The sequence below is a fragment of the Vogesella alkaliphila genome (assembly GCF_014652475.1).
Lineage (GTDB): Bacteria > Pseudomonadota > Gammaproteobacteria > Burkholderiales > Chromobacteriaceae > Vogesella > Vogesella alkaliphila.
In genome coordinates this window covers 22,326-45,912 of record NZ_BMYW01000011.1, presented here as the reverse complement: position 1 = coordinate 45,912, position 23,587 = coordinate 22,326, and the positions used below count along the sequence as shown (strand labels likewise).

Here is a 23,587-nt window from a genome sequence, read left to right as displayed (position 1 = left end):
CGACGCGTGGCGCTAGAATCGCTGGCTGTTCACGAGGAAAGCACCATGCAGCAGATCATCGATTTCATTCTGGAACTGGACAAACTGAAGGGCGTCACCCGCAAGACGCGGCCGCTGGGGCTTGAGCGGCAGGAAAACTCCGCCGAGCACAGCTGGCAGATCGCGATGCTGGCGGCGTCGCTGGCGCCGTACGCGGCGGAGGCGGTCGACATCAGCCACGTGGTGGCGATGCTGCTGGTGCACGACATCGGCGAGATCGACACCGGCGACACCATCGTCTACGCCGAGGACGGCTGGGAAGAGCGCAAGGCGGCGGAGCTGGCGGCGGTGACGCGGATTTTCGGCCTGCTGCCGGCGGCGCAGGCACAGCGTTTCATGGCGCTGTGGCAGGAATTCGAGGACGGCGAGACTGCCGAGGCGCGCTTTGCCCACGCCGCCGACCGCACGATGCCGGTACTGCTGAACCTGGCCAACAACGGCCAGAGCTGGCGCGAGAACGGCATCAGCCACGCACGCGTGGTGCAGCGCATCGGCCCGCCGATCCAGAGCGGGTGCCCGGCGCTGTGGGACTATCTGGTCGAGCAACTGGCGCACGCGCAGCGACAGGGCTGGTTCGGCGCGGACTGAAAACCTGCTCAATGTCTGCCGCGCGCAGGCGTACGGCGTTAAGAACGACTTCGGAATGCTTGTTTAAATCTGGATAAACGCCGCTTCCTCAGCCGTTTTTGCCTTGTCTCGCTCTAGTTCGCGAGACTTTGAACAGGTTCCGGGCACAATCCGAAAACAGACAAGCCCAGCGCAGCTGCGCCGGGCTTGTCTGTCTGTGAGCCGCCTGCTGTCGCCGGCTCGGGTTGCGGCCAACGTTGGCCGCAACAAGCGGATCCACTCAGGCCCAGATGCGGCGCATCGCGGCCTCGACATTGCGGCAGTCGTCGTAGTCGACCCGCCCCTGGATGGCGTAGTCCGGCAGCGCGGTATTGCGCGCGTCCGGCGACGCCATCGGCATGCCCTGGCGGTTGTACAGGCAGAACGCCTGCGGCGCGTTATTGGTGCTGCGCTTCTTCACCACCGCGATTTCGCCGTTTTTCAGCTTGACGATGGTGCCGGGCGGGATCAGTCCCAGCGCCTTGATCAGCTTCTGGATCAGCGCATTGTCCAGCTGCTGGCTCTGTCCGACATACAAATCGCGCATCGCCGCCATCGGGAAGTAAGCCTTGGGCCGGTACGGCCGTGGCCGCGTCATCGCGCAGTAGACATCGGCCACCGCCAGCAGGCTGCCGTGCAGCGAGATGGCACCGTCGGACAGGCACAGCGGGTAGCCGCTGCCGTCCTGGCGCTCGTGGTGCTGCAGCACCGCCTCCAGCCACAGCTCGTCGTCGACGCCGATGTCCTTGAGGATGGCGCAGCTGGTGATCGGGTGCTGGTTGATCTCGCGGCGTTTTTCCTCGGTCAGGCCACCGCTGTGGTTGGCCAGACTGTAGATGCCGATGTCGTGGGTGAGCGCGGCGCAGATCAGAGAATGCTGCTGCGCCTTGTCCAGACGACCGTCGGCCTCGGCCAGCAGCGCGCTGACCACCCCCACCGACAGGTGGTGGCGCAGCGCGTACTCGCCTTCGTGAAACAGGTGGATGGCGGCGATGGCGGCTTCCGGGTCCTGCAGGCAGGCGGCCTGCAGGCGACCGGCCAGCGAGCGGATGCGGGCGATGAACTGGTCGCGGTGGACGTCGGCCTGCTGGTCGACCAGCATCGCGTTCAGCGTCACCGCCGCGTGCTGCACCAGCGCGAACACCGGCTCGCGCAGCTGTTCCGCCCGTGGCGCCGCCGGGGCCGGGGCCACCGGCGCCGCACCGGGCACCACTTCCTTGTGGCCCATGGCCAGCAGTTTCTGCTTGGCGCCGGGGTCGCGCAGCACCGAGCCCTTGTTCAGCAGCAGATGGCCATCCGCGTTGTACACCGCCTGCTCCAGCGGTTTGCCCAGCATCACATCGGCGGGCGAGAGCTGTTTGAGTGCCATGGCAGCCACCTCCTATTGAAACAATCGGCCATTATTAATTCCAAATGGCATGACTCGCTTGATCTGCGTCAAGCACGGGAGGGGGCTGTCGCGATATAGCGACGTCATGGATGCGGCGGGGCAGATGTGCGGCAGGCGTCACCGCTGCGGGTTCGATCTGATTTAAAGGGATAGCGGCTTGCGGCCAACCTTGCGCGACAAGCGGACGGCGAAGCCGGCTCAGCGCTGGCGGCGCTTGCTACTACGTTCGGTCAGCAAAAAGGCAGGATCAAGGTCGAACAGCATGCCGGTGCGCCCGGTCTGCGACTGGCAGGCGATCAGCATCGCCCGGTTGATCGCTTCTTTCTTGCTGACACCCCACCACTCGATCATCTTGTCGAGTGCCTTTTGCGCGTCGCGCGACAGCTCCACCGTCACCGACAGTTCCTGCAGGCGGTTGCGACGCAACTCGCGCGAACGACGCTTGCGCTCGGCAGCCGTCATCGCGCGTTCGCCCAGCGGCTTGCGCCCGGGTTTGGCGCGACTGCCGCCGATCAGGTCCATGGTGTAGTGGTCGCAGGGGTCTCGCATGCCAGGGCAGGGTAATTTGAAAGGGGCGCAAGGATACCACGAAGCCCGCCCGCGGCGCGAACGCCCGCGCAATATGACAAAATGGCACAAAATCAAGAACGATTCTCGATTAGATTGACCACGATAACTGCGAGTGATTATCATGATCCCTTCGCTTTTCATCCATCAATCAGCCGGATTCCATCATGCGCAAAACCCTGCTCGCGGCCGCCCTGCTCGGCGCCCTGCTCTCCCCTGCCCACGCCTCGGCCGCCGAGCTCAGCCGCGAGGCGCGCGAGGCTGTAGTCCAGCAATACAGCCAGATCGTGTTCGCCAGCTACGAAGATTCGCTGCTCACCGCCAAGGCACTGCAGAACGCGATCAACGCCTTTGTCGCCGCCCCGAGCGAAGCCGGCCTGAATCAGGCACGCCAGGCCTGGTTGGCCGCACGCGAGCCGTACGGCCAGACCGAAGCCTTCCGCTTCTACGGCGGCCCGATCGACGACGCCCGTGGCCCGGAAGGCCAGATCAACGCCTGGCCGCTGGACGAGGCCTATATCGATGGCGTCAAAGGCAAGGAAAATGCCGGAATCATCAACAACCGCAAGGTGGTGATCAGCAAGAAGCTGCTCGGCTCGCTGAACGAGCGCGGCGGTGAAGAGAACATTTCCACCGGCTATCACGCCATCGAATTCCTGCTGTGGGGCCAGGACTTCGACAGCAACGGCGCCGGCAAGCGCAGCTACACCGACTTTGTCGACGGCCAGGGCAGCAACGCCGACCGCCGCCGCGAGTATCTGAAGACCGCCGCCGAGCTGCTGGTCGACGACCTGGGCTACCTGGTTGCCGCCTGGCAGCCGAACAGCAACAACTTCCGCGCCAAGTTCGAGAAAAAACCGGACGCGCTGCGCCAGATGCTGGTCGGCATCGGCGTGCTGTCGCGGGCGGAGCTGGCCGGCGAGCGCATCGAAGTGGCGCTGGACAGCCGCAACCAGGAAGACGAGCACTCCTGCTTCTCCGACAACACCCATCGCGACATCGCCACCAACGCCCGCGGCATCCAGAACGTGTGGCTGGGCGAGTACACCCGCGTGGACGGCAGCCAGATCAAGGGCGCCAGCCTGCGCGACCTGGTCGCCGCCAGCAATGCCCGCGCCGCCGAGCGCGTGACCGCCGACATGGCCGCCACCCAGGCCCGTGCCGAGGCGATCAAGGCGCCGTTCGACCAGGAAATCGTCAACAAGGACGGCCGCAGCCGGGTGCAGGCCACCGTCGCCGCACTGAAGAAGCAGGCCGCGAGCCTGGTGGAAGCCGCCAAGGCCATCGGCATCAAGAAGCTGAACGTCAACGGCTAAGCCCCCTGCCGTCGGCCATCGACATCACCCCGCCCGGCTCGCCGGGCGGGTTTTTGCCTATTCGGAACACACCATGACAAAACTTTTTCTGCGCCCGGCTTCGTGGCTGGGCGCCGGCTTGATCCTCGGCGGGCTGGTCGGCTTCACCTCGCTGCCGGAGCTGGCGCCCTATCACGACGGCGATGAAAAGCTGGGTGGCGACACCACCGTGTACGAGACCGGCCGCAACGCGTTCTCGCTGTCGGCCGCCAATATGGCGTCGGAACGGCAGACGCGCTTCTTCGTCGGCAACTCCTTCTTCAAGAAGGCCTGGGTCGAGGCGCCGTCGTCGACCACCGCCCGTGACGGGCTGGGTCCGCACTTCATCGCCCGCTCCTGCGGTGCCTGTCACGCGCTGGACGGCCGCGGCGCGCCGCCGACATTCGAAAACCAGCTGCAGGCCGAGCAACCGATGGCGTTGCTGTTCCGCCTGTCCATCCCCGGCCGTAACGGCCCGCAGCCGGAGCCGAACTACGGCGGCCAGTTCAACAACGACGCCATCCCCGGCGTGAAGCCGGAAGGCAAGGTGCAGATCAGCTACCTGCCGCAAACGGGCAGCTTCCCCGACGGCGAGCCGTTCGAGCTGCTGCAGCCGCAGTACCGCTTTACCGAGCTGGGCTACGGCCCGCTGCACCCGCAAGTGCAGGTGTCGCCGCGCATCGCGCCGCAGATGATAGGCCTCGGTCTGCTGGAGGCGATCCGCGAGCAGGACATCCTCGCCAACGCCCGCGCGCAGGCTGCGGCCAACCTTGGCGTGTCCGGCCGCGCCAACTACGTGCCCGACGCCTACGCCGGCAAGACACTGCTCGGCCGCTTCGGCTGGAAGGCCAACGTCGCCACCATCGCCCACCAGACGGCCGGCGCCTTCAACGGCGACATCGGCATCACCTCGCGCCACTTCCCGCAGGAAGAGTGCCTGCCGGCGCAGCGCGACTGCCGCCAGGCCGCGCGCGGCGGCACGCCGGAAATCCCGCAGGACAAGCTGGACGCGGTGATCTTCTACAGCCGCACGCTGGCGGTGCCGGCGCAGCGCGAAGCCGACAGCGCCGAGGTGCGCCGCGGCAAGTGGCTGTTCAGCCAGGCACAGTGCAGCAGCTGCCACGTGGCCGGCTACACCACCGGCCCGCTGCGCGGCCTGCCGGAAGTGTCCGGCCAGAAGATCAGCCCCTACACCGACCTGCTGCTGCACGACATGGGCCCGGGCCTGGCCGACGGCCGCCCCGACGGGCTGGCCAATGGCCAGGAGTGGAAAACGCCGCCGCTGTGGGGCATCGGGCTGTTTGCCGACGTCAACGGCCACACCCGCTACCTGCACGACGGCCGCGCGCGCAACCTCAGCGAAGCCATCCTGTGGCACGGAGGCGAGGCCGAGGCCGCCAAGCAGCGCTTCATGGCCGTCAACAAGACCGACCGCGCCGCCCTGCTGCGCTTCCTCGAATCCCTTTGAACCTGTCACCGGCGCCATACCCGGCGCCGGCAACAGCGGAGCGACCATGCAACTGAAATCCGTCCTGACCCTGTCGGCCCTGCTGCTCGCCGGTGCAGCCCACGCCGACACCGCCGCACAGCGCGATGCGACGTCGCGCTACGTGCAGTACGTACTCAACGACACCCTGCTGCCGCGCTACCGGCAGCTGGCCGACGCCAACCGCGCGCTGGCCAGCCAGCTGCAGCACAGCTGCGCCCGGCCGGACGACGCGGGCCTCGCGGCGGTACGCCAGCAGTGGCAGCAGGCCTACGGCAGCTGGATGCGCGTCGCGGCGCTGAACTGGGGACCGACGGCGCAGCTGCGCAGCCAGCGCACCATCGCCTTCAAGCCGACGCGCACCGCGCTGGTCGACAGCGCGGTCAGCCGCAGCGCCGCGCTGGAGGCCGACGTCTTCGACACCACCGGCACCGCGGCCAAGGGCTACACCGCCATCGAGTACCTGCTGTACCGCCCCGCCGCCAGCCTGGCCACGCCCGGTGTCTGCGCCTGGTTGCAACGCAACGCCGACGACATCGGCGAGCACAGCGCCGAGCTGCAGCGCCAGTGGCAGCGTTTTGCCGCGCGCATCGCTGCCGGCGAAACGGCCGACGACCTGCCCTCCAGCCAGCAGGCGCTGGAGGAGATCATCAACCTGACCCTGGCCGGCAACAACGAGCTGCACAAGGAACTGTCGCGCCTTTCCAGCCAGAAGCCGGAGCTGGTCAGCGGCCAGCGCAGCCACAGCGGCAAGCGGCTGCTGCAGGCGCAGTTCGACCTGCTGCAACAGCTCTTGATCGGCGGCAAGGACAAGGACTTCGCGCTGGCGCAATTGCTGGCACAGGCCCGGCAGCCGGCGCTGGCGCAGCAGCTGCGCCAGCGGGTGGCGGCGGTGGGCAAGGGGCTGGCGCAGCTGCCGGACGATCTGGCACAGGTTGGCCGCAGCGGCAAGGAAAAGACGGCGGTGCAGGCGCTGGCCGCGCTGCTGACCCTGCTGGAAGGCCCGGTCGCCGACAGCCTGGACATCACCCTCAGCTTCAATGAATCCGATGGCGACTGATCCGCAACGCCGCCGCCTGCTGCAGGGCGTGGCCGCCGGCCTGCTGGCGTGGCCGCTGTGCAGCCTGGCCGGCGAGACACCGCTGCAGCTGCTGTCGGCCTACGACGTTGGCCGCAACGAGCACCGCGTCGGCGCCGCCGGCCTCGGCACGGCCGCCACCCTGCCGCAGCGCGGCCACCACATTGCGCTGCTGCCTGGCCGGCCGCACGAGTGCCTGGTGTTCGCGCGCCGCCCCGGCAGCTTCATCGCGCGCCTCGACTGGCATCGCGGCGAGACGCTGGCCTGGTACGACTACCCCGACGACCGCCACGGCTTCGGCCACGGCATCGTGCTGTCCGACGGCGTGCTGGTCACCACCGACAGCAACATCGACAGCGGCGACGGCCTGCTGACCCTGCGCGACGCGCTGACGCTGGCACCGCTGCGCGAGCTGCCGTCCGGCGGCATCGGCCCGCACCAGCTGCTGCCGCTGCCAGGCGGCCGCATCCTGGTCGCCAACGGCGGCATCCTGACGCTGCCGGAGAGCGGCCGCATCAAGCTCAACGTGCGCAGCATGCAGCCCAGCCTGGACATCGTCGACCTCAAGGTTGGCCGCAGCGTGGCCAGCTTCCGCCTGCAGGACAACAAGCTGTCGCTGCGCCATCTGGCGGCAGTGGCCGACGGTCACTACGCGGTGGCGCTGCAGTACGAGGGCGAAGGCAGCGCGCCGCTGGTCAGCCTGTGGCACGAGCGCAGCGGGCTGCGCAACCTGCCGCTGCCGCCGGAACTGGCGGCAAGCTGTAACGGCTACGCCGCCAGCGTGGCGGCGACGCCGACGCACATCGCCTGCACCGCCACCCGCGGCGACCGGGTGGTGTTCTGGTCAGGCGCCGGCGAATTCCTGGGGGCGGTGGCGCTGGGCAAGCCGGCCGGCATCGCCGCGACACCGGACGGGCACCACTTCATCGTCAGCAACGAGCTGGGCGACATCGTGTGGATAGACAGCCGGGCGTTGCAGATCGTCGCCGCGCGCAGCCAGCGCTTCCCGGTGAAGTGGGACAACCATCTGGTGCTGCTGTGACTCAGTCGTCCACCGGCAGCGGCGGCAGGCCGTGGCGCGCGCGGGCGCGGTTGCAGGCGCGCTCGTAGATGCCAACATCGGCCAGCGCGCCGAATTCGCGGCACGGCGACGGCCGGTCGGCGTAGATGCTGCAGCTGACCGACTCGCCGACGGTGCCCTGCAGCGCGACGCAGCGCAGGGTGTGCTCGTCGGTGCCGCACATGCGCATGGTGTTGCCGACCTCGACCACCGCCATCGCCGGCGGCACACCGCGACGCTCGGGGCCGGCCAGTTCGGAGCGGTGAAACGACACCCGGAACGCGGCGCAACAGGCGCCGCAGCGGGTACAGGAAACAGGATAAGCAGCCATCAGCTATCTGGAATGCGGTGAAAATGGTAAAAGTACAGGTATTACCGCAACCTGGCCATCGCCGCAAGTGACGCAACCGACCCGACCACAGCTGAGTGCCGCCGGCCTGGTGTTCCCGCATCCGGAACACGGCATCGCCAATCTCGCCGCCCGCCTGTACGGCAGCCACAGCCCCTGCCCGCTGCTGCAGCATCCGTCGCTGGCACGGCTGGAGCAGGCGCAAACCATCATCCTGCTGGTCATCGACGGCATGGGCTGCCAGCAACTGGCCGAGCTGTCGCCCGGCGGCTGGTTGCAGCGGCAGCAAACGCTGGCGCTGACCTCGGTCTTCCCCAGCACCACCACCAGCGCCATCACCACTTACCTCACCGGCTTGCCGCCCAGCGTGCACACCCTCACCGGCTGGCACCTGGCCGCGCCGGAGGTCGACGCCGTGGTCACGCCCCTGCCGCTGACGGTGCGCCATCGCGGCCAGCACACGCCGGACGACCCGGCCGCGCTGGCACGCGCGGTGTACCGCACGCCCTCGGCGCTCGGCGGGCCGAGGCGCCAGATCATGCTGCAGCCGAACTACATTCTCAATTCCGCCTACAGCCTGCACCACGGCGGCAGCGCCGCGCGCCAGGGCTGGGCGTCGTACGAGGACCTGTTCCGCCAGCTGGACACGCTGCTGCGCGAGGCGAGCGCACCGCAGTTCGTCTACGCCTACATCCCGGACCTGGATTCGATCATGCACCACAAGGGCACCACGCACCCGCGTTGCCGCCAGCTGTTGCAGCGCATCGAGGCGCACTGCGCCGCCTTCGCCGCCGCGCTGGCCGGCCGCGATGCCGTGCTGTGCATCAGCGCCGACCACGGCCAGATGGACATCCCGCCGCCGCGCCTGCTGCAGCTGCGCGACTTCCCGGAGCTGGCCGACTGCCTGCGCCAGCCGCTGTCCGGCGAGCCGCGGGTGGCGTTCTGCCACGTCAAGCCGGAGCGGCTGGCGGACTTCCCGCTGCTGGCCGCACGCCTGCTCGGCCACGCCGCCTGGTGCCTGCCGGCGGCGCAGCTGCTGGACGAGGCCTGGTTCGGCCCCGGCGCCGACGTGAACGACCCAAGGTTGGCCGCACGCGTCGGCGACTACGCGCTGCTGCTGAAAGAGGACTGGGGGCTGCTGGATACGCCGGCCGATGCCCCGCTGCCCAAGCTGCTGGGCAACCACGGCGGGCTGTCTGCTGCCGAGATGATGGTGCCGCTGATCGTGATTGACGGAAAAGAAGGAGTAGCAAGTGATGAGTGACCCGACGATACGCCGCGCCGGACACAACGACCTGACCGCACTGGCGGTGCTGTTTGACGAGTACCGCCAGTTCTACGGCGAAAGCAGCGACCGCGAGCTGGCGCGGCGTTTCCTGCAGGCGCGCATGACCAAGAACGAATCGGTGATCTTCCTGGCGGAACACAGCGACGGCGAGGTGCTCGGCTTCTGCCAGCTGTACCCGTCGTTCTGCTCGCTGGCGGCGGCGCCGATCTACGTGCTGTACGACCTGTTCACCCGGCCGCAGGACCGCCAGCGCGGCATTGCCAGCGGCCTGCTCGGCCACATCGAACGTTACGCCCGCGACAACGGCTTCGTGCGGCTGGAGCTGTCCACCGCCCGCGACAACCAGGCCGCGCAAAAGCTGTACCACAGCAAGGGCTGGGTGCGCGACGAGGTGTTCCTGCACTACGGCAAGGCCACCCTGCCACAGGAATAAGCGCCGCTAACAAAACCCCCGGTCCTGCGTTGCACCGCCTTGGCCCAGGTACGCTGCGCGGTTTTGTCAGCGCCCCTGAACCGGTCTGACGGCCACCGTTGGCCGCCTCATTGCGGCCAACGTTCTCGCCACTGCTGCAGGTCGCGGCGCGTGACGCTGCCGGGAAACACCACCCGCTCGCGCACGTCGTCCTCGGCCTCGCCCAGCTTCATCAGGCCGAAGTCCAGCTGCGCCCCGCCGAGATCCGGCGGCGTCACCACCCCCATGCGATCCAGCCATGTCGACTCCAGCCCGGCCTTGAAGTACTGCTGCGGCTGGCGCAGCACCTGGCGCAGGTAGTCCAGCTTGCCCGGCAGCGACAGCTGCTTGCCCATCACCGCCAACTCCGCATCCAGCTGCTGCAAGCGACGCGGCAGCTCGTCGTCCTTGACGTCGTCGCGGCCGCGCAGCGCGTCGGCGTTGATCAGCGTCTGGCCGCCGGCCGCCAGCCGCAACAGCACCCGCTGACGCTCGGCCTCCAGCTGCTGGCGACGGGCATCGAACAGCGCCACCCGCCGCGCAAGGTCACGGCACAGGGCGTTGAACGCCTCCATGCCGGCCAGTTGCCGCAGGTTTTTCAGGCTGTCGTAGGCCGCCACCACCCGGTGCTGCTCGAAGCTGATCACCTGCTGCGGCACATCGTTCTGCACCTGGCCATCGGGCAGCAGCTGGCTGCCGAGGCGCTGGCGCGCCTGCGGCTGCATCACCAGCAGCAGGTAGGCGGTGTCGGGATTGGCAGGATGGGAGAAGTACTGCTGCAGCGCCTCGCTGCCCTGCAGCACGCGACACAGGCTTTCCGGCGACGCGAACAGCAGGCCGACGCGGCGGTCGGTGGTGTAGCCGGCGGGGCTGAGATCCAGCGGCGCCGGCAGGTGCTCGATCAGCTCGCTAGCGTAGCGCAGGGTGTCGCGCACGCCGCGCTGCAGCTGCTGCTGGCTGCGCGGCAGCAAGCGCACCCTGGGATCGACCTCGTCGATCAGCCGCTCCACCGCCTGTGCCACGTCCTGCCGCCCCCAGGGGCCGCCGCCGCCCAACCACCGCTGCAAAAAGAAGCTCATCGCCCTGCCCGCTTTATCGTGACCGTGTTCCTGAAATGGCGACCGACAAGGTTGGCCGCATGACCGGCAATCAGGAGAACTGCTCGTCCGCCGCCAGGTAGCGCCACTTGCCGGTCGGCAGGTCGCCCAGCATCACCTTGCCGATGCGGATGCGCTTGAGGCCGACCACGTGCAGGCCGACGGCCTCGCACATGCGGCGGATCTGGCGCTTCTTGCCCTCTTTCAGGATGAAGCGCAGCTGGTCCTCGTTCTGCCACCACACCTTGGCCGGGATCAGCGCCTTGCCGTCCAGCGACAGGCCGTGGTTGAGCAGGCGCAGCCCCTCGTCGGACAGCTCGCCCTCGACGCGCACCAGGTACTCCTTTTCTACGTCGGAGTTTTCGCCGATCAGCTCCTTGGCCACGCGGCCGTCCTGGGTCAGCACCAGCAGGCCGACCGAGTCGATGTCGAGGCGGCCGGCCGGCGCCAGCCCCTTCATGTGGTCGCGCGAGAAGCGCAACCCGGACTTGTCTTCTTCCCAGTGGTTATCCGGCGTGATCAGCGCCGCCGCCGGCAGGTAGCCCATCTCGGCCTGGCCGGAGACGTAGCCCATAGGCTTGTTGATCAGGATGGTGACGCGACGTTCCTGCGCCTGGGTCATTTTCTTGTCGAGCTGGATGTCGTCGCCGGGCACCACCTTCTGCCCCAGCACCGCCACGCTGCCGTTGACCCTGACCCAGCCCTGCTCGATATAGCTGTCGGCCTCGCGGCGAGAACAAAGCCCCATTTCAGCCATGCGTTTTGAAAGTCGTACGGGTTCCATTCTTCACTCCGGAGTAGCGTCAGGCCGTGGGCGGCGCCGCGCGTGTAATAACAGGCCGCGTATTGTAGTGAGCGCCGCCCGATTGGCAAAGCGCTGATTACGCGGCGCCGGGGGCCGCGGCCTCGCCCTGGCGCACACGCTCGAACAGGCAGACGGTGGCCGCCATCGCCACGTTCAGCGATTCGGCGTGGCCGGGCATCGGAATGCGCACGCGGCGGTCGCAGGCGGCCAGCACCGGCGCCGACACGCCCTTGCCCTCGTTGCCGAACACGAAGGCCACCGCGCCGCGCAGGTCTTCGCTGTACAGCGACACGCTGCCTTCCAGATGCGTCGCCAGCCGGAGGCCGGGCCAGCGCGCCAGCTCGGCGGCGAGATCGGCCTGCTCGTGGATCTGCAGCACGAAGTGGGCCCCCATGCCGGCGCGCAGCACCTTGGGCGAATAGACGTCGACGCAGCCCTTGGACAGGTACACCTGGCGCACGTTGGCCGCAGCGGCGCAGCGCAGGATGGTGCCCATATTGCCCGGGTCCTGCACGTCGTCCAGCAGCACCGCCGCCTCCTGCCGCGCGGCGCTGCCCTGTGGCCGCGGGCACAGCACCAGCACCTCTGCCGGCGTCGCCAGCGCGGTGACCTTGGCCAGCACCGCGGTGCTGACCAGGCTGCACGGCACGGCACGGTCGATGCGGCGCTGCAGCGCCAGCCACTCCGGGTGCTGCTGCGCCGTCTCGTTGACGTATACCGCGTGCAGCGGCAACCCTGCATCCAGCGCGGCCTGCAGCAGGTGCAAGCCCTCCAGTACCAGCAGTTGTTGCTTGCGCCGCTCGCGGGCGTTGTCCAGCAGCCGCGCCAGCGATTTCATCTCGTCATTGGCGGCCGAGGTAATGATTTTATGGAATGTCATGCCTAGAAAGTGAGTTGCGACACGCGGAACACCGTTTCCTTGAAGCGGTGGTAGCTGTCGTCGTCGATCGCCTTGTTGCTGCGATAGTTGTCAACAAAGAAGACACCGGCCAGCTTGTGACCGGAGAACACCGACATGCAGGCGAAGTGGCCTTCGCCGAGATGGGTGAAGAATTCGTCCTGGTATTTGCGCGCCAGTTGCGCGCGCGTCGCGGCCGGCGCGTGGAAGCTCTGCGGCCGGCTGGTGAGCAGCGCGAAGAACGAGCCCGGCTCCAGCGCCACGATGTGCTTGCGCAGCGGGTGCTTGTCTTCCAGCCCGATCTGGTAGCGCATCTTCAGCGAATGGCTGGGCTGGTCGTAACGCAGGAACATGATGCGCTCGAACTGGATGTCGTTGGCGAGGTGGCGCAGCGACTCCAGCAGCGCCTTTTCCAGCTGCTGCTCGCCGGTCAGGGTGGCGACCTCGTCCTGCTTGTTGTGCTGCGGAAACGGGCCGGGAATGTACAGGTAGGCCCGCGCCGGGTAGGTGTAGCCCAGCGCGCGCGGGTGGTGCGCCACCTGCAGGATCGCCTGCTGCACCACCTGCTGCGCGTCGTCGACCCGGCAGCCGATCAGCTTGGCCGCGGCCTCGATGCCGATATTCCACTGCGGCCGCCACCAGCCCTGGTCCACCGAATTGGCGGTGGCAATCGCCAGCTTCAGAAGTTGCTTGCGGCGGTTGACCGGCCCGGTGCCGAGGGTATCGAGCAGGCCGGACGGCAGCGGCATGCGCTGGATGAACTGCTCGACGATCTTGGGGTAGTCCAGCGCGAACACGTCCGCCACCTCGTGCAGCAGCGGCCCGCCCGGCAGGCGGTTGCGGTAGATCAGGTACAGGCAGGCAGGCAGGTTGTACACCAGCGCGGCGATGAAGCAGTCCTCGACCTTGTACTCGCCGGTGATTGCCAGCCACTCCTTGATGATGAAGGCGGCGACCCGCGAACGCCCCAGCCAGTCGCCGACCGCGTCGACCACTTCCTGGTCCAGCTTGCCGTGCACCGTGGAGAGCGCCGGAATCTGGCGATAGCGCGCGGTGATCACCTCCAGTCCCAGCATCATCAGCATCTGCTCGACGGTGGGATGCGCTTCGCTGCGCTGCAGTGCGCGTGACGCGCCGACCAGCCGCATCAGGTCCAGCAGCAGGAAGGGATCGGACAGGGTCAGGTTGGCCAGCTCGGAGAACACGATGCGGTCACTGGGTCGCGACAGCATCTGCCGCACCTCGACCGCGGTGGCAGGCAGGATGGGCCAGCGGTTTTCCGACAGGGATGACAACCAGTTAGCGATGTCCATGATTGTGTCGCCAGATGAGGAGTTCTTTTTGTAATGGCCCGTTCAGTGGCAGCCGTTGCTGCGGCGGCACCGCCGCGATCCCGAAGCTGTTGCTCACCAGCTGCGCATGGTTGGCCGCATGCTGCCGGAAGTGCGCCCACACCCGCGCCATCGGCGCCGGCGACAGGAAGGCATGGATCACGTCGAAACGTGACCAGTCCAGATCCCAGAAATTGCCGTAATGCAGCCGCACATTGGCCGGCCGTCCGGCACACAGGTAACGCCAGCGCGACCACAGCCACGGCAGCAGCGCGTTCTCCACGCCGCACAATTGCAGGTCGGCACGCTGCCGCGCCAGCTGCAACACTACCCGGCCGTCGCCGCTACCCAGATCCAGCACCGCCGCCCCCGGCGGCAGCCAGTGCGCCAGCGTGTCTATGCTTTCCTGCGACGACAGGTACAAGGGCACCCGCTCGGTCAGCGCGTTGCGGCTGAGCGCAAACAGCAGCACAAAACCGCACAGGTACAGCCACGGCGCCCATTGCTGCCACAGCGCCAGCACCACCAGCGGCATGAACAGCAGGTGCAGCAGGCGCTGCGGCATGGAGCAACGCAGCACGCTGGCCAGCAGCAGCGCCAGCAGGCACTGCGCCGCGAGCCAGGGCAGCGGCGTGGCCAGCGGCGCCCAGAACACCCAGGCCAGCAGCACCGCCAGCAGCTGGATGCCAGCATGACGCAGCAAGGCGCTCAGCCTCATGGCGCTGCCGGCGTCCCTGCAACCACAGGTGCCGCCGGCACCGCTTCCGCGACCGGTCCCTGGCCACGAATCTGGCTCTCGGTTTCCTCGTTCAGGATCACAATGGCGATACGGCGGTTTTCCGAGCTGAACACGTTCTGCTTGTTCAGCGGGTCTGCCGACGCCAGCCCGACCACGCGCAATACTTTTTCATCCAGCATGCCGCCGCCGATCAGCTCGCGACGCGCGGCGTTGGCCCGGTCGGCCGACAGCTCCCAGTTGGTATAGCCGGTGGCCGCCCCGGCAAAACGGGTGGCGTCGGTATGGCCGGAGATGCTGATCTTGTTGGTCACCTCGTTCAGCTCGCGGCCGATTTCCTGCAGCAGCACCCGCGTGTGCTCCATCGGCACCGCGCCGCCGGACTGGAACATCGGCCGGTTCTGCTCGTCGATCAGCTGGATGCGCAGCCCTTCCGGCGTCATCTCCAGCCTGACCTGATCCTTGAACGACTTCAGCACCGCGCTCTGTTCCATCTTCTGCTGCAGCTTTTGCTGGATGCGCTGCTGCAGCTTGCTCAGCTCCGCCCGCTTCTGCCCGCTGCTCGGGTCCGGGTTGCCGCGTTTGACCTGGCCGGACTGCCGGGTCAGGTCGGTGCCGCCGCCGGGCACCACCGCAGTGGCGTCGCCGGCCCCCTCGCCGCCCTGCAGCGCGAGCTTCAGCGGCATCTGGAAGTACTGGGAAATACCGCTGAGCGCGCCGGCCGAGGTCGAGCCCAGCAGCCACATCAGCAGGAAAAACGCCATCATCGCGGTCACGAAGTCGGCGTAGGCGATCTTCCAGGCGCCGCCGTGGTGGCCGCCGTGGCCTTTCTTGATGCGTTTTACGATGATGGGGCGTTGCGATTCGTCAGCCATTGTCAGCCGTGGCCTCGTTTTGAGTCTGGAGTATCAGGAAAGCAGCATGCCGTATCAGCATAACCAAAGCCGCCGGTGCTTGCCAGCCGCGCAGTCACGTCACTGGCATGGCCAGCGGCGGCGCGCTAGCCGTCCGGCAATGAAAAAAGCGGGTCGATTGTATAATCAAACCCGCTTTGCTGCTCGTAAATGCCGCTTCGTCGCGGCGCTCAGGCTCAGGCCAGGCCGCGTTCCTTCAGCTGCTGCTCGAAGATTTCCATGCACTTGACCGCGGTGGCGATCAGCTCGTCGATCTGGTCCTTGCTGATGATCAGCGGCGGTGCCGACACAATGTGGTCGCCGCAGGCACGCATGATCAGGCCGTGCTTGAAGAAGATGTCGCGGCACATTAGGCCGATCTCGCCCCAGTTGTCGAACAGCGTCTGGCTGGCCTTGTCCTTGACCAGGGTGAACGCCTGGATCAGGCCGACACCGCGCACGTCGTCGACATGCTCGAAGCGGGAGAACGCCTCGCGCCAGCGTTTCTGCATGTACGGGCCGGTGTCCTCGTGCACGGCGGCGACGATGCCCTCGTCGCGCAGCGCCTTGACGTTGGCGTGGGCCACCGCCGCCGCCACCGGGTGACCGGAGTAGGTAAAGCCGTGGTTGAAATCGCCGCCTGCGGCCAACGTTGCCGCCACCTCGTTGTTGACGAACACGGCGCCGATCGGCATGTAGCCGGACGACAGGCCCTTGGCGGTGGTGAAGATGTCTGGGGTGAAGCCGAATTGCTGATGCCCGAACCAGTGGCCGGTACGGCCGAAACCGCAGATCACCTCGTCGGCGACCAGCAGGATGTCGTACTTGCGGCAGATGCGCTCCACTTCCGGCCAGTACGTGGCTGGCGGGATGATCACGCCGCCGGCGCCCTGGATCGGCTCGCCGACGAAGGCGGCCACCTTGTCGGCGCCCACTTCCAGAATCTTGTCCTCGACCCAGCTGGCGGCAAGCTTGCCGAACTCGTCGGCGCTCATGCCCTTGCCGTACTTGTAGTGCCACGGCTGCTGCACGTGCACGATGCCCGGAATCGGCAGGTCGCCTTGCTCGTGCATGTAGCTCATGCCGCCCAGGCTCGCGCCGCCGATGGTGGAGCCGTGGTAGCCGTTCCAGCGCCCGATCAGCGTTTTCTTCTCCGGCTTGCCCTTCACATCCCAGTAGCGGCGCACCATGCGGATCATGGTGTCCACCGACTCGGAGCCGGAGTTGGTGTAGAACACGTGGTCGAATCCCTTGGGCGCCACTTCCGCCAGCAGGTGCGACAGCTCGACCACCGCCGGGTGCGAGGTCTTGAAGAAGGTATTGTAATAAGCCAGCTCTTCCATCTGGCGCTTGGCGACTTCCGGCAGGTCCTTGCGGCCGTAGCCGATGTTCACGCACCACAGGCCGGCCATGCCGTCGAGAATCTTGTTGCCTTCGCTATCCCACAGGTAGATGCCGTCCGCATGGGTGATCATGCGCACACCCTGCTCGTTCAGGGAGGCGGTGTCGGTAAACGGGTGCAGGTGGTGTGCGGCGTCCATTTCCCGCCATTGGGCGGTGCTGCGCTGATGCTTCATCAAATCTCTCCTGGTTTGAACGGCGGGAGGTCTGCGCCTCCCGCGTACTACTCTATTACACGTGCAACAGCAGGAACTTGCGTTCCCACGGGCTGATGACGCGGAAGTATTCGGCGAATTCCTTTTCCTTCATGCCGACATACATCTCGACGAAGCGCGGCCCCATCACCTCGGCCACGTCGCTGCAGGCCTTGAGACGCACCAGTGCCTCCTCGGTGCCGTGCGGGAACTGGAACGGCAGCTCGTAGGCGTCGCTGGCCAGCGGGTCGCGCGGCTTGATCTTGTTCATCATGCCGAGGTAGCCGCAGGCCAGGGTGGCGGCCATGGCGATGTACGGGTTCACGTCCACGCCCGGCACCCTGTTTTCCACGCGGCGCGCGGCCGGCGACGAGTGCGGCACGCGCAGGCCGACGGTACGGTTGTCGTAGCCCCACTCCACGTTGGTCGGTGCCGCGGTGTACGGCGACAGGCGACGGAAGGAGTTCACGTACGGCGCGAAGAACGGCATGCACTCCGGCAGGTAGTGCTGCAGACCGCCGATGAAGTGGAAGAAGTGCTCGGTCGGCTTGCCGTCCTCACCGGAGAACAGGTTCTTGCCGGTGTGCTTGTTCAGCACGCTCTGGTGGATGTGCATCGCGCTGCCCGGCTCCGCTTCCATCGGCTTGGCCATGAAGGTGGCGTACATGCCGTGACGGAAGGCGGCCTCGCGCACGGTACGCTTGAACAGGAACACCTGGTCGCACAGGTCCAGCGCATTGCCGTGCATGAAGTTGATTTCCATCTGCGCGGTGCCGATTTCGTGAATCAGCGTGTCGACTTCCAGATTCTGCGCGTGGCAGTAGTCGTAGATGTCCTCGAACAGCGGGTCGAACTCGTTGACCGCGTCGATGGCGTAGGAGCGGCGGCCGAATTCGGCACGGCCGGTACGGCCGATAGGCGGCGCCAGTGGAATATCAGGATCAGGGTTGGGCGACAGCAGGTAGAACTCCATCTCCGGTGCCACCACCGGCTCCCAACCTTGGGCCTCATACAACGCCAGCACGCGCTTGAGCACGTTGCGCGGGGCGACTTCCACCATCGAGCCATCCGGACGCAGCGCATCGTAGATCAGCTGCGCGGTCGGATCGGTGGCCCACGGCACGAAACGCAGGGTGTTCGGGTCCGGCATCAGCACCATGTCCGGGTCGGTCAGGTCCAGCATGCTGTCGTCGGGATAGTCGCCGGTGACGGTCTGGATCAGCACGGCTTCCGGCAGGCGCATTTCCTGGTCGGAAACAAACTTGTCTTTCGGGACGATCTTGCCGCGGGCGACGCCGGTCATGTCCGGAACGATACATTCCATCTCGGTGATGCGGTTGTCGCGCAGCCATTCAAACAATTGGTGATTCATGATGCATTTCCTCTTTTTTACCGGTCTTGCCGGCGGTTTTGCCGAGTACGTCTATTGGTTGCGACGCATACGGCGCTCCCGGCAAGCTGCACCGAAAGCCTCGAAAATTGCCTGGGACACGTCGTTCTCCCAGTACTTCCATTCTGGATGCCACTGCACGGCATAGGCAAAGTTGCTGGCACTGCCGACGCGGTAGGCCTCGATCAGCCCGTCCTCGGCCACCGCCTCGGCGATCAGGCCGTCGGCCAGCCGCTTGATGCCCTGCTGATGGATGGAGTTGACCCGGGCGCCGTCGCGACCTAGCCAGTGCTGCAGCCAGCTGCCGGCGGTGAACTGCACGCTGTGCGCCGGGCCGTACATCAGGTCCAGATCCTCGGTCTGCGGCTCGCGGTGGTCATTCAGTCCCGGCTGCTCCTGCACATGCTGGTGCAGCTCGCCCCCCAGCACCACGTTGATCTCCTGAAAGCCGCGGCAGATGCCCAGAAGCGGGATACCGGCGTCGATCACCCGCCGCACCAGCGGCAGCGTGGTGGCATCGCGCGCCTTGTCGTGCAGGGTGCCGGGGCGGCTGGGCACGCCCTGGTAGTGGTGCGGCTCGATATTGGACGGCGAACCCGGCAACAGGATGCCGTCCACCAGATTGATGATCGTGTCCAGCTGCGCCGCGTCACCCAGCGACGGGATCAGCACGGCCACGCCGCCGGCCGCCCCCACCGCCGCGGTGATGTACTTCTCACCCACCGCGTGGAAGGGAAACAGGCCTATGGTTTTGACATCGCAGGGAATGCCGATAATCGCTTGCATGGTTACCTCGGTTGGTTTTATAGCGCCGCTTTCAGCGCGGTCAGCGGATCGACGTAGTCGTAACCGAGATCGCGCGCCACCGCCGCATGGGTCACTTTGCCACAACAGATGTTCAGGCCGTGACGCAGGTGCGCGTTGTCCTGCAGGGCCTGCGGCCAACCTTTGTCCGCCAGCTCCAGTGCGTACGGCAGCGTGGCATTGGTCAGCGCCATGGTGGCGGTTCTGGCGACACCACCGGGCATGTTGGCAACGCAGTAGTGCACGATGCCGTCAACGATATAGGTCGGGTGCTGGTGCGTGGTCGGCCGGCTGGTTTCAAAGCAGCCGCCCTGGTCGATGGCGACATCCACCAGCACCGCCCCTGCGCGTAGCTGCTTCAGCATCGCGCGGTTGAGCAGTTTCGGCGCCGCCGCGCCCGGCACCAGCACCGCGCCGATGATCAGGTCCGCGTCGCGCACCGCTTCCTCTATATTGCTGCTGTTGGACATCAGCGTCTTGATGCCGCTGCCGAACAGCATGTCGATCTCTTTCAGCCGCGCCAGCGACTTGTCCAGCAGGGTCACGTCGGCGCCCAGTCCCAGCGCCATCCGCGCCGCATTGAGGCCGACCACCCCGCCGCCCAGCACCACCACCCGAGCCGGCGCCACACCGGGCACGCCGCCGAGCAGCACGCCGCGGCCACCCTGCGCCTTTTCCAGCGCGTGGGCGCCGGCCTGTACCGCCATGCGGCCGGCCACTTCCGACATCGGCGCCAAGAGCGGCAGGCCGCCACGCTCGTCGGTCACCGTCTCGTAGGCGATGGCCACGGCACCGGACTCCAGCAACAACTGCGTCTGTTCCGGATCCGGCGCCAGATGCAGATAGGTGAACAGCAGCTGCCCCGGGCGCAACATGCGGCACTCGGCCGGCTGCGGCTCCTTGACCTTGATGATCATCTCGGCTCTGGCAAAGATTTCTTCCGGCCGCGACACGATGGTGGCCCCGGCCTGCAGGTACTGCTCGTCGGCAAAGCCGATGCCGAGCCCGGCCTGACTTTGCACCAGCACCTTGTGGCCATGAGCCACCAGTTCACGTGCACCGGACGGCGTCAGGCCGACACGGTACTCATGATTTTTGATCTCCTTCGGAACGCCGATTAACATAGCACTCTCCTTTGGGTGATGTCGTGAAGCTTCGAGCCACAGTTGTTTAAAAAAATATACAACAAACTTGCATTCACACACTGATTTTGACTATAAAATGCACGGGTTGCAAAGAAATTTCGTTATTGCGGCGCAACAGACGGGCTTAAAGTGGTCAAAATCCTCATCGTTGTACGTCTAAAATTATTAACATACAGATTGGACAGGAAGCATGGATGTTGGAGCACGATTAAGGATGGTTCGCGAACGCATGGGTCTTTCGCAGCGTGAACTGGCCAAAAGAGCGGGCGTTACCAACGGTACGATCTCGCTGATCGAGCAGAACCGCGTCAGCCCGTCGATCAGTTCGCTGCGAAAAGTGCTGGAGGGTCTGCCGATGACCCTGTCCGACTTTTTCACCTTCGACGCAGACCCGCAGGCACCACGCGTGTTCTACGACAAGGACGAACTGCCCAACCTCGGCAACGACCAGATCCAGTTGCTGCTGGTCGGCACCTCGCACGAGCGGCGCGACATCGCCATCCTGCGCGAAGTGTACGAGCCGTTTGCCGACACCGGACCGGACATGCTCACCCATGACGGCCAGGAGGGCGGCGTGATCATTCGCGGCCAGATCGAGATCACCGTCAATAACGAAGCACGCATCCTCGGCCCCGGCGACGCCTATTACTTCGACAGTCGCCAGCCGCACCGTTTCCGCAACGTCAGCGACGAGTGCTGCGAGATCGTCAGCGCCAGCTCTCCGCCGACGTTCTGAACCGCCTCCTGCTACGGGGCGGACCCGACACAACAAAGGAGAAACACCATGGCTCGCACCCATGCAGAATGGCAGGCATTTGCCAGCACGCTCACCATCGAAGGCCGCGCCTTCATCGACGGCCAGTATGTTGCAGCAGCAGACGGGCGCACCTTCGACTGCATCAACCCGGCCAACGGCCAGCACCTGGCCAGCATCAGCTGGGCCGGCGCGCCGGAAGTGGAACAGGCGGTCAAGGCCGCGCGCCGCGCCTTCGACAGCGGCAAGTGGTCGGAGCTGGCGCCGCTGGCCCGCGGCCGCATCCTGAAGCGCTTCGCCGCGCTGATCCGCGAGCATGGTGACGAGCTGGCACTACTGGAAACCCTGGACGCCGGCAAACCGATCGGCGATACCACCAGTGTAGACGTACCCGGTGCCGCCTACTGCGTGGAGTGGTTCGCCGAGGCCATCGACAAGATCGGCGGCGAAGTCGCCCCGGTGGATCCGAAGATCGTCGGCCTAGTCACCCGCGAAGCCATCGGCGTGGTCGCCGCCGTGGTGCCGTGGAACTTCCCCATCCTGATGGCGAGCTGGAAATTCGGCCCGGCACTGGCCGCCGGCAACGCCGTGATCGTCAAGCCGTCGGAAAAATCGCCGCTGACCGCCATCCGCCTCGCGGCTCTGGCCAAGGAGGCCGGCATGCCGGACGGCGTATTCCAGGTGCTGCCGGGCGCCGGCGACGTCGGCAAGGCGCTGGCGGAACACATGGACATCGACTGCATCGCCTTTACCGGTTCCACCGGCGTCGGCAAGCTGATCGCCACCGCTGCCGCGCAATCCAACCTCAAGCGCGCCTGGCTGGAGCTGGGCGGCAAGTCGCCCAACATCGTGCTGCCGGACTGCCCGGACCTGACCCGCGCGGCGCGCGCCGCCGCCGGTGCCATCTTCTACAACATGGGCGAGATGTGCACCGCCGGCTCGCGCCTGCTGGTGCATCAAGACATCAAGGACGCCTTCATCGCCGAATTCAAGAAGGCCGCCGCACACTACCAGCCAGCCGACCCGCTGGACCCGGCCACCAGCATGGGCGCCATCGTCGACCGCGTGCAGTACGACAAGGTGCTGTCCTACATCGACAAGGGCCTGAGCGAGGGCGCGGAACTGGTGTGCGGCGGCAAGGCCGCGCATACCGACACCGGCCTGTTCATCGAGCCGACCGCCTTTGTCTGCACCGGTCCGGACATGACCATCTGCCGCGAGGAGATCTTCGGGCCGGTGCTGTCCATCATCACCTTCAAGGACGTGGACGAGGCGATCCGCATCGCCAACGACAGCGAGTACGGCCTCGCCGCCGCGGTGTGGACCAGCGACCTGAGCACCGCGCACAAGGTGTCGCGCCGCCTGCGCGCCGGCACGGTGTGGGTGAACTGCTACGACGAGGGCGGCGACATGAACTTCCCGTTCGGCGGCTTCAAGCAGTCCGGCAACGGCCGCGACAAGTCGCTGCACGCACTGGAGAAGTACACCGAGCTGAAATCGACGCTGATCAAGCTGTAACACCGGCGCGACGCCGGCAACGACAACGGGCCTTCGCGGCCCGTTTTTCATTGGCCGGCTGCTGGCGGCAGCCGCCATATCACAAAGCATTGCGGCCAACCTTGGTGCAAGGTTGGCCGCAAGCCGTGAACGGCAGCGCGCGGCGCCGCGTGCCGCTAGTCGCGGAACACCGGCCGCTCGCCGCTGACCGCCGCCATCACCGCCACCTGTATGTCTTCCGACATCAGCATCGCCGCGTTCCAGGTCGCCACGTAGTTCAGCCCTTCGGCCACACCGTGGTCGCGGCTGTAGTTGAGGATTTCCTTGGTGCCCTGCACCGCCAGCGGCGACTTGGCCGCGATCTGCAGCGCCATCGCCTCCGCCGCCTGCAACAGCGCCTCGCGATCCGGCAACACGCGATTGACCAGCTGCATCGCCCTCGCCTCGTCCGCCGGCACGTCGCGCGCGGTCAGCGCCAGCTCGCGGGCATTGCCCTCGCCCACCACCCGCGCCAGGCGCTGCAGGGTGCCGACATCGGCGACCATGCCGACATCGACCTCGCGCACGCTGAACACGGCGCCCTCGGCGGCCAGGCGGATGTCGGCGGCCAGCACGATGTCCAGCGCGCCACCGACACAGGCGCCGTGGATGGCGGCGATCACCGGCTTGCGGCACAGCTCCAGGCTGCTGACATTGGCCTGCAGGCCAACGATCAGCCGTCGCAGCTTGTCGCGCTTGCGCGCCTCGCAGCTGTCCTCGATGGCGCGCTGCATGTTCATCAGCATCGTCAGGTCGATGCCGGCGCAGAAATGCCTGCCGTTGCCGGATAGCACCACGGCGCGCACCTGCGGCTCGGCGTCGCACCACTCCATCGCCTGCTGCAGCTCCTGCCACATCGCCTCGTTCAGCGAGTTGGCCTTGTCCGGGCGGTTCAGCGCCACATGGGCAACCTGTTGCCGCACCTCGACGGTGATCGTGTCATAGCTCATCGCAT

General features: G+C 66.6%; 23 protein-coding genes. 9 read left to right on the top strand and 14 right to left on the bottom strand.

What is annotated here, in order from left to right; translation table 11 throughout:
* Positions 1–45: 45 nt before the first annotated feature.
* Entirely contained in the window at positions 46–627 is a 582-nt protein-coding gene (locus IE100_RS14175) for an HD domain-containing protein (RefSeq protein ID WP_189375012.1), read from the top strand.
* Positions 628–886: 259 nt separating this feature from the next.
* On the opposite strand, the gene IE100_RS14170 is transcribed toward IE100_RS14175, so the two are convergent.
* Both IE100_RS14170 and IE100_RS14165 read right to left on the bottom strand, forming a co-directional pair.
* Positions 887–2,014: an HD-GYP domain-containing protein gene (locus IE100_RS14170; RefSeq protein WP_189375011.1), complete on the bottom strand. Its 1,128-nt coding sequence runs from the start codon at positions 2,012–2,014 to the stop codon at positions 887–889.
* A 219-nt stretch (positions 2,015–2,233) separates the two neighbouring features.
* Positions 2,234–2,584, bottom strand: coding sequence for a hypothetical protein (locus IE100_RS14165; RefSeq protein ID WP_189375010.1), 351 nt, complete (start codon positions 2,582–2,584; stop codon positions 2,234–2,236).
* 185 nt (positions 2,585–2,769) lie between these two features.
* Here IE100_RS14165 and IE100_RS14160 point away from each other — a divergent pair, with 185 nt between their 5' ends.
* The 4 genes from IE100_RS14160 (at position 2,770) to IE100_RS14145 (ending at position 7,542) form a co-directional block, all read left to right on the top strand.
* A complete protein-coding gene (locus IE100_RS14160; RefSeq protein ID WP_189375009.1) occupies positions 2,770–3,918 on the top strand; it encodes an imelysin family protein in 1,149 nt (382 codons plus the stop codon).
* Between the two features lie 73 nt (positions 3,919–3,991).
* Positions 3,992–5,404 (top strand): di-heme oxidoreductase family protein, encoded by a 1,413-nt coding sequence (locus IE100_RS14155; protein WP_189375008.1) that lies wholly within the window; start codon positions 3,992–3,994, stop codon positions 5,402–5,404.
* A 46-nt stretch (positions 5,405–5,450) separates the two neighbouring features.
* Complete coding sequence (locus IE100_RS14150; RefSeq protein ID WP_189375007.1) at positions 5,451–6,482, top strand: imelysin family protein; 1,032 nt, start codon at positions 5,451–5,453, stop codon at positions 6,480–6,482.
* Positions 6,472–7,542 carry a DUF1513 domain-containing protein gene (locus IE100_RS14145; protein ID WP_189375006.1) on the top strand — a complete coding sequence of 357 codons (1,071 nt, stop codon included), beginning with the start codon at positions 6,472–6,474 and terminating at the stop codon, positions 7,540–7,542. Before IE100_RS14150 ends, IE100_RS14145 begins: the two co-directional genes overlap by 11 nt.
* Position 7,543: 1 nt before the next feature.
* On the opposite strand, the gene IE100_RS14140 is transcribed toward IE100_RS14145, so the two are convergent.
* The gene (locus IE100_RS14140; RefSeq protein WP_189375005.1) at positions 7,544–7,891 is read right to left on the bottom strand and encodes a YkgJ family cysteine cluster protein; all 348 of its coding nucleotides are present in this window, start codon (positions 7,889–7,891) and stop codon (positions 7,544–7,546) included.
* A gap of 67 nt (positions 7,892–7,958) precedes the next feature.
* Here IE100_RS14140 and IE100_RS14135 point away from each other — a divergent pair, with 67 nt between their 5' ends.
* Both IE100_RS14135 and IE100_RS14130 read left to right on the top strand, forming a co-directional pair.
* Positions 7,959–9,173 (top strand): alkaline phosphatase family protein, encoded by a 1,215-nt coding sequence (locus tag IE100_RS14135; RefSeq protein ID WP_189375004.1) that lies wholly within the window; start codon positions 7,959–7,961, stop codon positions 9,171–9,173.
* The gene (locus IE100_RS14130; RefSeq protein WP_189375003.1) at positions 9,166–9,630 is read left to right on the top strand and encodes a GNAT family N-acetyltransferase; all 465 of its coding nucleotides are present in this window, start codon (positions 9,166–9,168) and stop codon (positions 9,628–9,630) included. The genes IE100_RS14135 and IE100_RS14130 overlap by 8 nt, the downstream gene beginning before the upstream one ends.
* A gap of 107 nt (positions 9,631–9,737) precedes the next feature.
* Here the strand turns inward: IE100_RS14130 and IE100_RS14125 are convergent, their stop codons facing one another.
* The 10 genes from IE100_RS14125 to ald all read right to left on the bottom strand — a co-directional run bounded on the left by IE100_RS14125 (position 9,738) and on the right by ald (position 20,321).
* Positions 9,738–10,727 (bottom strand): hypothetical protein, encoded by a 990-nt coding sequence (locus IE100_RS14125; protein WP_189375002.1) that lies wholly within the window; start codon positions 10,725–10,727, stop codon positions 9,738–9,740.
* Between the two features lie 70 nt (positions 10,728–10,797).
* A complete protein-coding gene (locus IE100_RS14120) occupies positions 10,798–11,529 on the bottom strand; it encodes a pseudouridine synthase (protein WP_189375001.1) in 732 nt (243 codons plus the stop codon).
* 97 nt (positions 11,530–11,626) lie between these two features.
* Positions 11,627–12,430, bottom strand: a complete 804-nt coding sequence (locus IE100_RS14115; protein WP_189375000.1) for a TrmH family RNA methyltransferase — start codon at positions 12,428–12,430, stop codon at positions 11,627–11,629.
* Between the two features lie 2 nt (positions 12,431–12,432).
* The gene (locus IE100_RS14110) at positions 12,433–13,761 is read right to left on the bottom strand and encodes a histidine kinase (RefSeq protein WP_189374999.1); all 1,329 of its coding nucleotides are present in this window, start codon (positions 13,759–13,761) and stop codon (positions 12,433–12,435) included.
* On the bottom strand, positions 13,748–14,497 hold the full coding sequence (locus tag IE100_RS14105; RefSeq protein WP_189374998.1) for a class I SAM-dependent methyltransferase: 750 nt from the start codon (positions 14,495–14,497) through the stop codon (positions 13,748–13,750). Before IE100_RS14105 ends, IE100_RS14110 begins: the two co-directional genes overlap by 14 nt.
* Positions 14,494–15,390, bottom strand: a complete 897-nt coding sequence (gene motB, locus IE100_RS14100) for a flagellar motor protein MotB (protein WP_189374997.1) — start codon at positions 15,388–15,390, stop codon at positions 14,494–14,496. The genes IE100_RS14105 and motB overlap by 4 nt, the downstream gene beginning before the upstream one ends.
* 215 nt (positions 15,391–15,605) lie before the next feature.
* Positions 15,606–16,985 carry an aspartate aminotransferase family protein gene (locus IE100_RS14095; RefSeq protein WP_189374996.1) on the bottom strand — a complete coding sequence of 460 codons (1,380 nt, stop codon included), beginning with the start codon at positions 16,983–16,985 and terminating at the stop codon, positions 15,606–15,608.
* A gap of 55 nt (positions 16,986–17,040) precedes the next feature.
* Positions 17,041–18,375 (bottom strand): glutamine synthetase family protein, encoded by a 1,335-nt coding sequence (locus IE100_RS14090; RefSeq protein WP_189374995.1) that lies wholly within the window; start codon positions 18,373–18,375, stop codon positions 17,041–17,043.
* 51 nt (positions 18,376–18,426) lie between these two features.
* Positions 18,427–19,179, bottom strand: coding sequence for a gamma-glutamyl-gamma-aminobutyrate hydrolase family protein (locus IE100_RS14085; RefSeq protein ID WP_189374994.1), 753 nt, complete (start codon positions 19,177–19,179; stop codon positions 18,427–18,429).
* A 17-nt stretch (positions 19,180–19,196) separates the two neighbouring features.
* A complete protein-coding gene (ald, locus tag IE100_RS14080; protein ID WP_189374993.1) occupies positions 19,197–20,321 on the bottom strand; it encodes an alanine dehydrogenase in 1,125 nt (374 codons plus the stop codon).
* Positions 20,322–20,532: 211 nt separating this feature from the next.
* Between ald and IE100_RS14075 the strand changes: the two genes are divergently transcribed.
* A complete protein-coding gene (locus IE100_RS14075) occupies positions 20,533–21,078 on the top strand; it encodes a cupin domain-containing protein (protein ID WP_189352294.1) in 546 nt (181 codons plus the stop codon).
* Between the two features lie 48 nt (positions 21,079–21,126).
* Positions 21,127–22,614 carry an aldehyde dehydrogenase gene (locus IE100_RS14070; protein WP_189374992.1) on the top strand — a complete coding sequence of 496 codons (1,488 nt, stop codon included), beginning with the start codon at positions 21,127–21,129 and terminating at the stop codon, positions 22,612–22,614.
* Positions 22,615–22,769: 155 nt separating this feature from the next.
* Here IE100_RS14070 and IE100_RS14065 read toward each other — a convergent pair whose 3' ends face one another.
* The gene (locus IE100_RS14065; protein WP_189374991.1) at positions 22,770–23,582 is read right to left on the bottom strand and encodes a crotonase/enoyl-CoA hydratase family protein; all 813 of its coding nucleotides are present in this window, start codon (positions 23,580–23,582) and stop codon (positions 22,770–22,772) included.
* Positions 23,583–23,587 lie beyond the last annotated feature (5 nt).

Excerpts from the sequence above, each read along its gene's own strand:
- IE100_RS14175 (WP_189375012.1), top strand. The coding sequence starts at position 46 with ATGCAGCAGATCATCGATTTCATTCTGGAACTGGACAAACTGAAGGGC.
- IE100_RS14170 (WP_189375011.1), bottom strand. The coding sequence starts at position 2,014 with ATGGCACTCAAACAGCTCTCGCCCGCCGATGTGATGCTGGGCAAACCG.
- IE100_RS14165 (WP_189375010.1), bottom strand. The coding sequence starts at position 2,584 with ATGCGAGACCCCTGCGACCACTACACCATGGACCTGATCGGCGGCAGT.
- IE100_RS14160 (WP_189375009.1), top strand. The coding sequence starts at position 2,770 with ATGCGCAAAACCCTGCTCGCGGCCGCCCTGCTCGGCGCCCTGCTCTCC.
- IE100_RS14155 (WP_189375008.1), top strand. The coding sequence starts at position 3,992 with ATGACAAAACTTTTTCTGCGCCCGGCTTCGTGGCTGGGCGCCGGCTTG.
- IE100_RS14150 (WP_189375007.1), top strand. The coding sequence starts at position 5,451 with ATGCAACTGAAATCCGTCCTGACCCTGTCGGCCCTGCTGCTCGCCGGT.
- IE100_RS14145 (WP_189375006.1), top strand. The coding sequence starts at position 6,472 with ATGGCGACTGATCCGCAACGCCGCCGCCTGCTGCAGGGCGTGGCCGCC.
- IE100_RS14140 (WP_189375005.1), bottom strand. The coding sequence starts at position 7,891 with ATGGCTGCTTATCCTGTTTCCTGTACCCGCTGCGGCGCCTGTTGCGCC.
- IE100_RS14130 (WP_189375003.1), top strand. The coding sequence starts at position 9,166 with ATGAGTGACCCGACGATACGCCGCGCCGGACACAACGACCTGACCGCA.
- IE100_RS14125 (WP_189375002.1), bottom strand. The coding sequence starts at position 10,727 with ATGAGCTTCTTTTTGCAGCGGTGGTTGGGCGGCGGCGGCCCCTGGGGG.
- IE100_RS14120 (WP_189375001.1), bottom strand. The coding sequence starts at position 11,529 with ATGGAACCCGTACGACTTTCAAAACGCATGGCTGAAATGGGGCTTTGT.
- IE100_RS14115 (WP_189375000.1), bottom strand. The coding sequence starts at position 12,430 with ATGACATTCCATAAAATCATTACCTCGGCCGCCAATGACGAGATGAAA.
- IE100_RS14110 (WP_189374999.1), bottom strand. The coding sequence starts at position 13,761 with ATGGACATCGCTAACTGGTTGTCATCCCTGTCGGAAAACCGCTGGCCC.
- IE100_RS14105 (WP_189374998.1), bottom strand. The coding sequence starts at position 14,497 with ATGAGGCTGAGCGCCTTGCTGCGTCATGCTGGCATCCAGCTGCTGGCG.
- motB (WP_189374997.1), bottom strand. The coding sequence starts at position 15,390 with ATGGCTGACGAATCGCAACGCCCCATCATCGTAAAACGCATCAAGAAA.
- IE100_RS14095 (WP_189374996.1), bottom strand. The coding sequence starts at position 16,985 with ATGAAGCATCAGCGCAGCACCGCCCAATGGCGGGAAATGGACGCCGCA.
- IE100_RS14090 (WP_189374995.1), bottom strand. The coding sequence starts at position 18,375 with ATGAATCACCAATTGTTTGAATGGCTGCGCGACAACCGCATCACCGAG.
- IE100_RS14085 (WP_189374994.1), bottom strand. The coding sequence starts at position 19,179 with ATGCAAGCGATTATCGGCATTCCCTGCGATGTCAAAACCATAGGCCTG.
- ald (WP_189374993.1), bottom strand. The coding sequence starts at position 20,321 with ATGTTAATCGGCGTTCCGAAGGAGATCAAAAATCATGAGTACCGTGTC.
- IE100_RS14075 (WP_189352294.1), top strand. The coding sequence starts at position 20,533 with ATGGATGTTGGAGCACGATTAAGGATGGTTCGCGAACGCATGGGTCTT.
- IE100_RS14070 (WP_189374992.1), top strand. The coding sequence starts at position 21,127 with ATGGCTCGCACCCATGCAGAATGGCAGGCATTTGCCAGCACGCTCACC.
- IE100_RS14065 (WP_189374991.1), bottom strand. The coding sequence starts at position 23,582 with ATGAGCTATGACACGATCACCGTCGAGGTGCGGCAACAGGTTGCCCAT.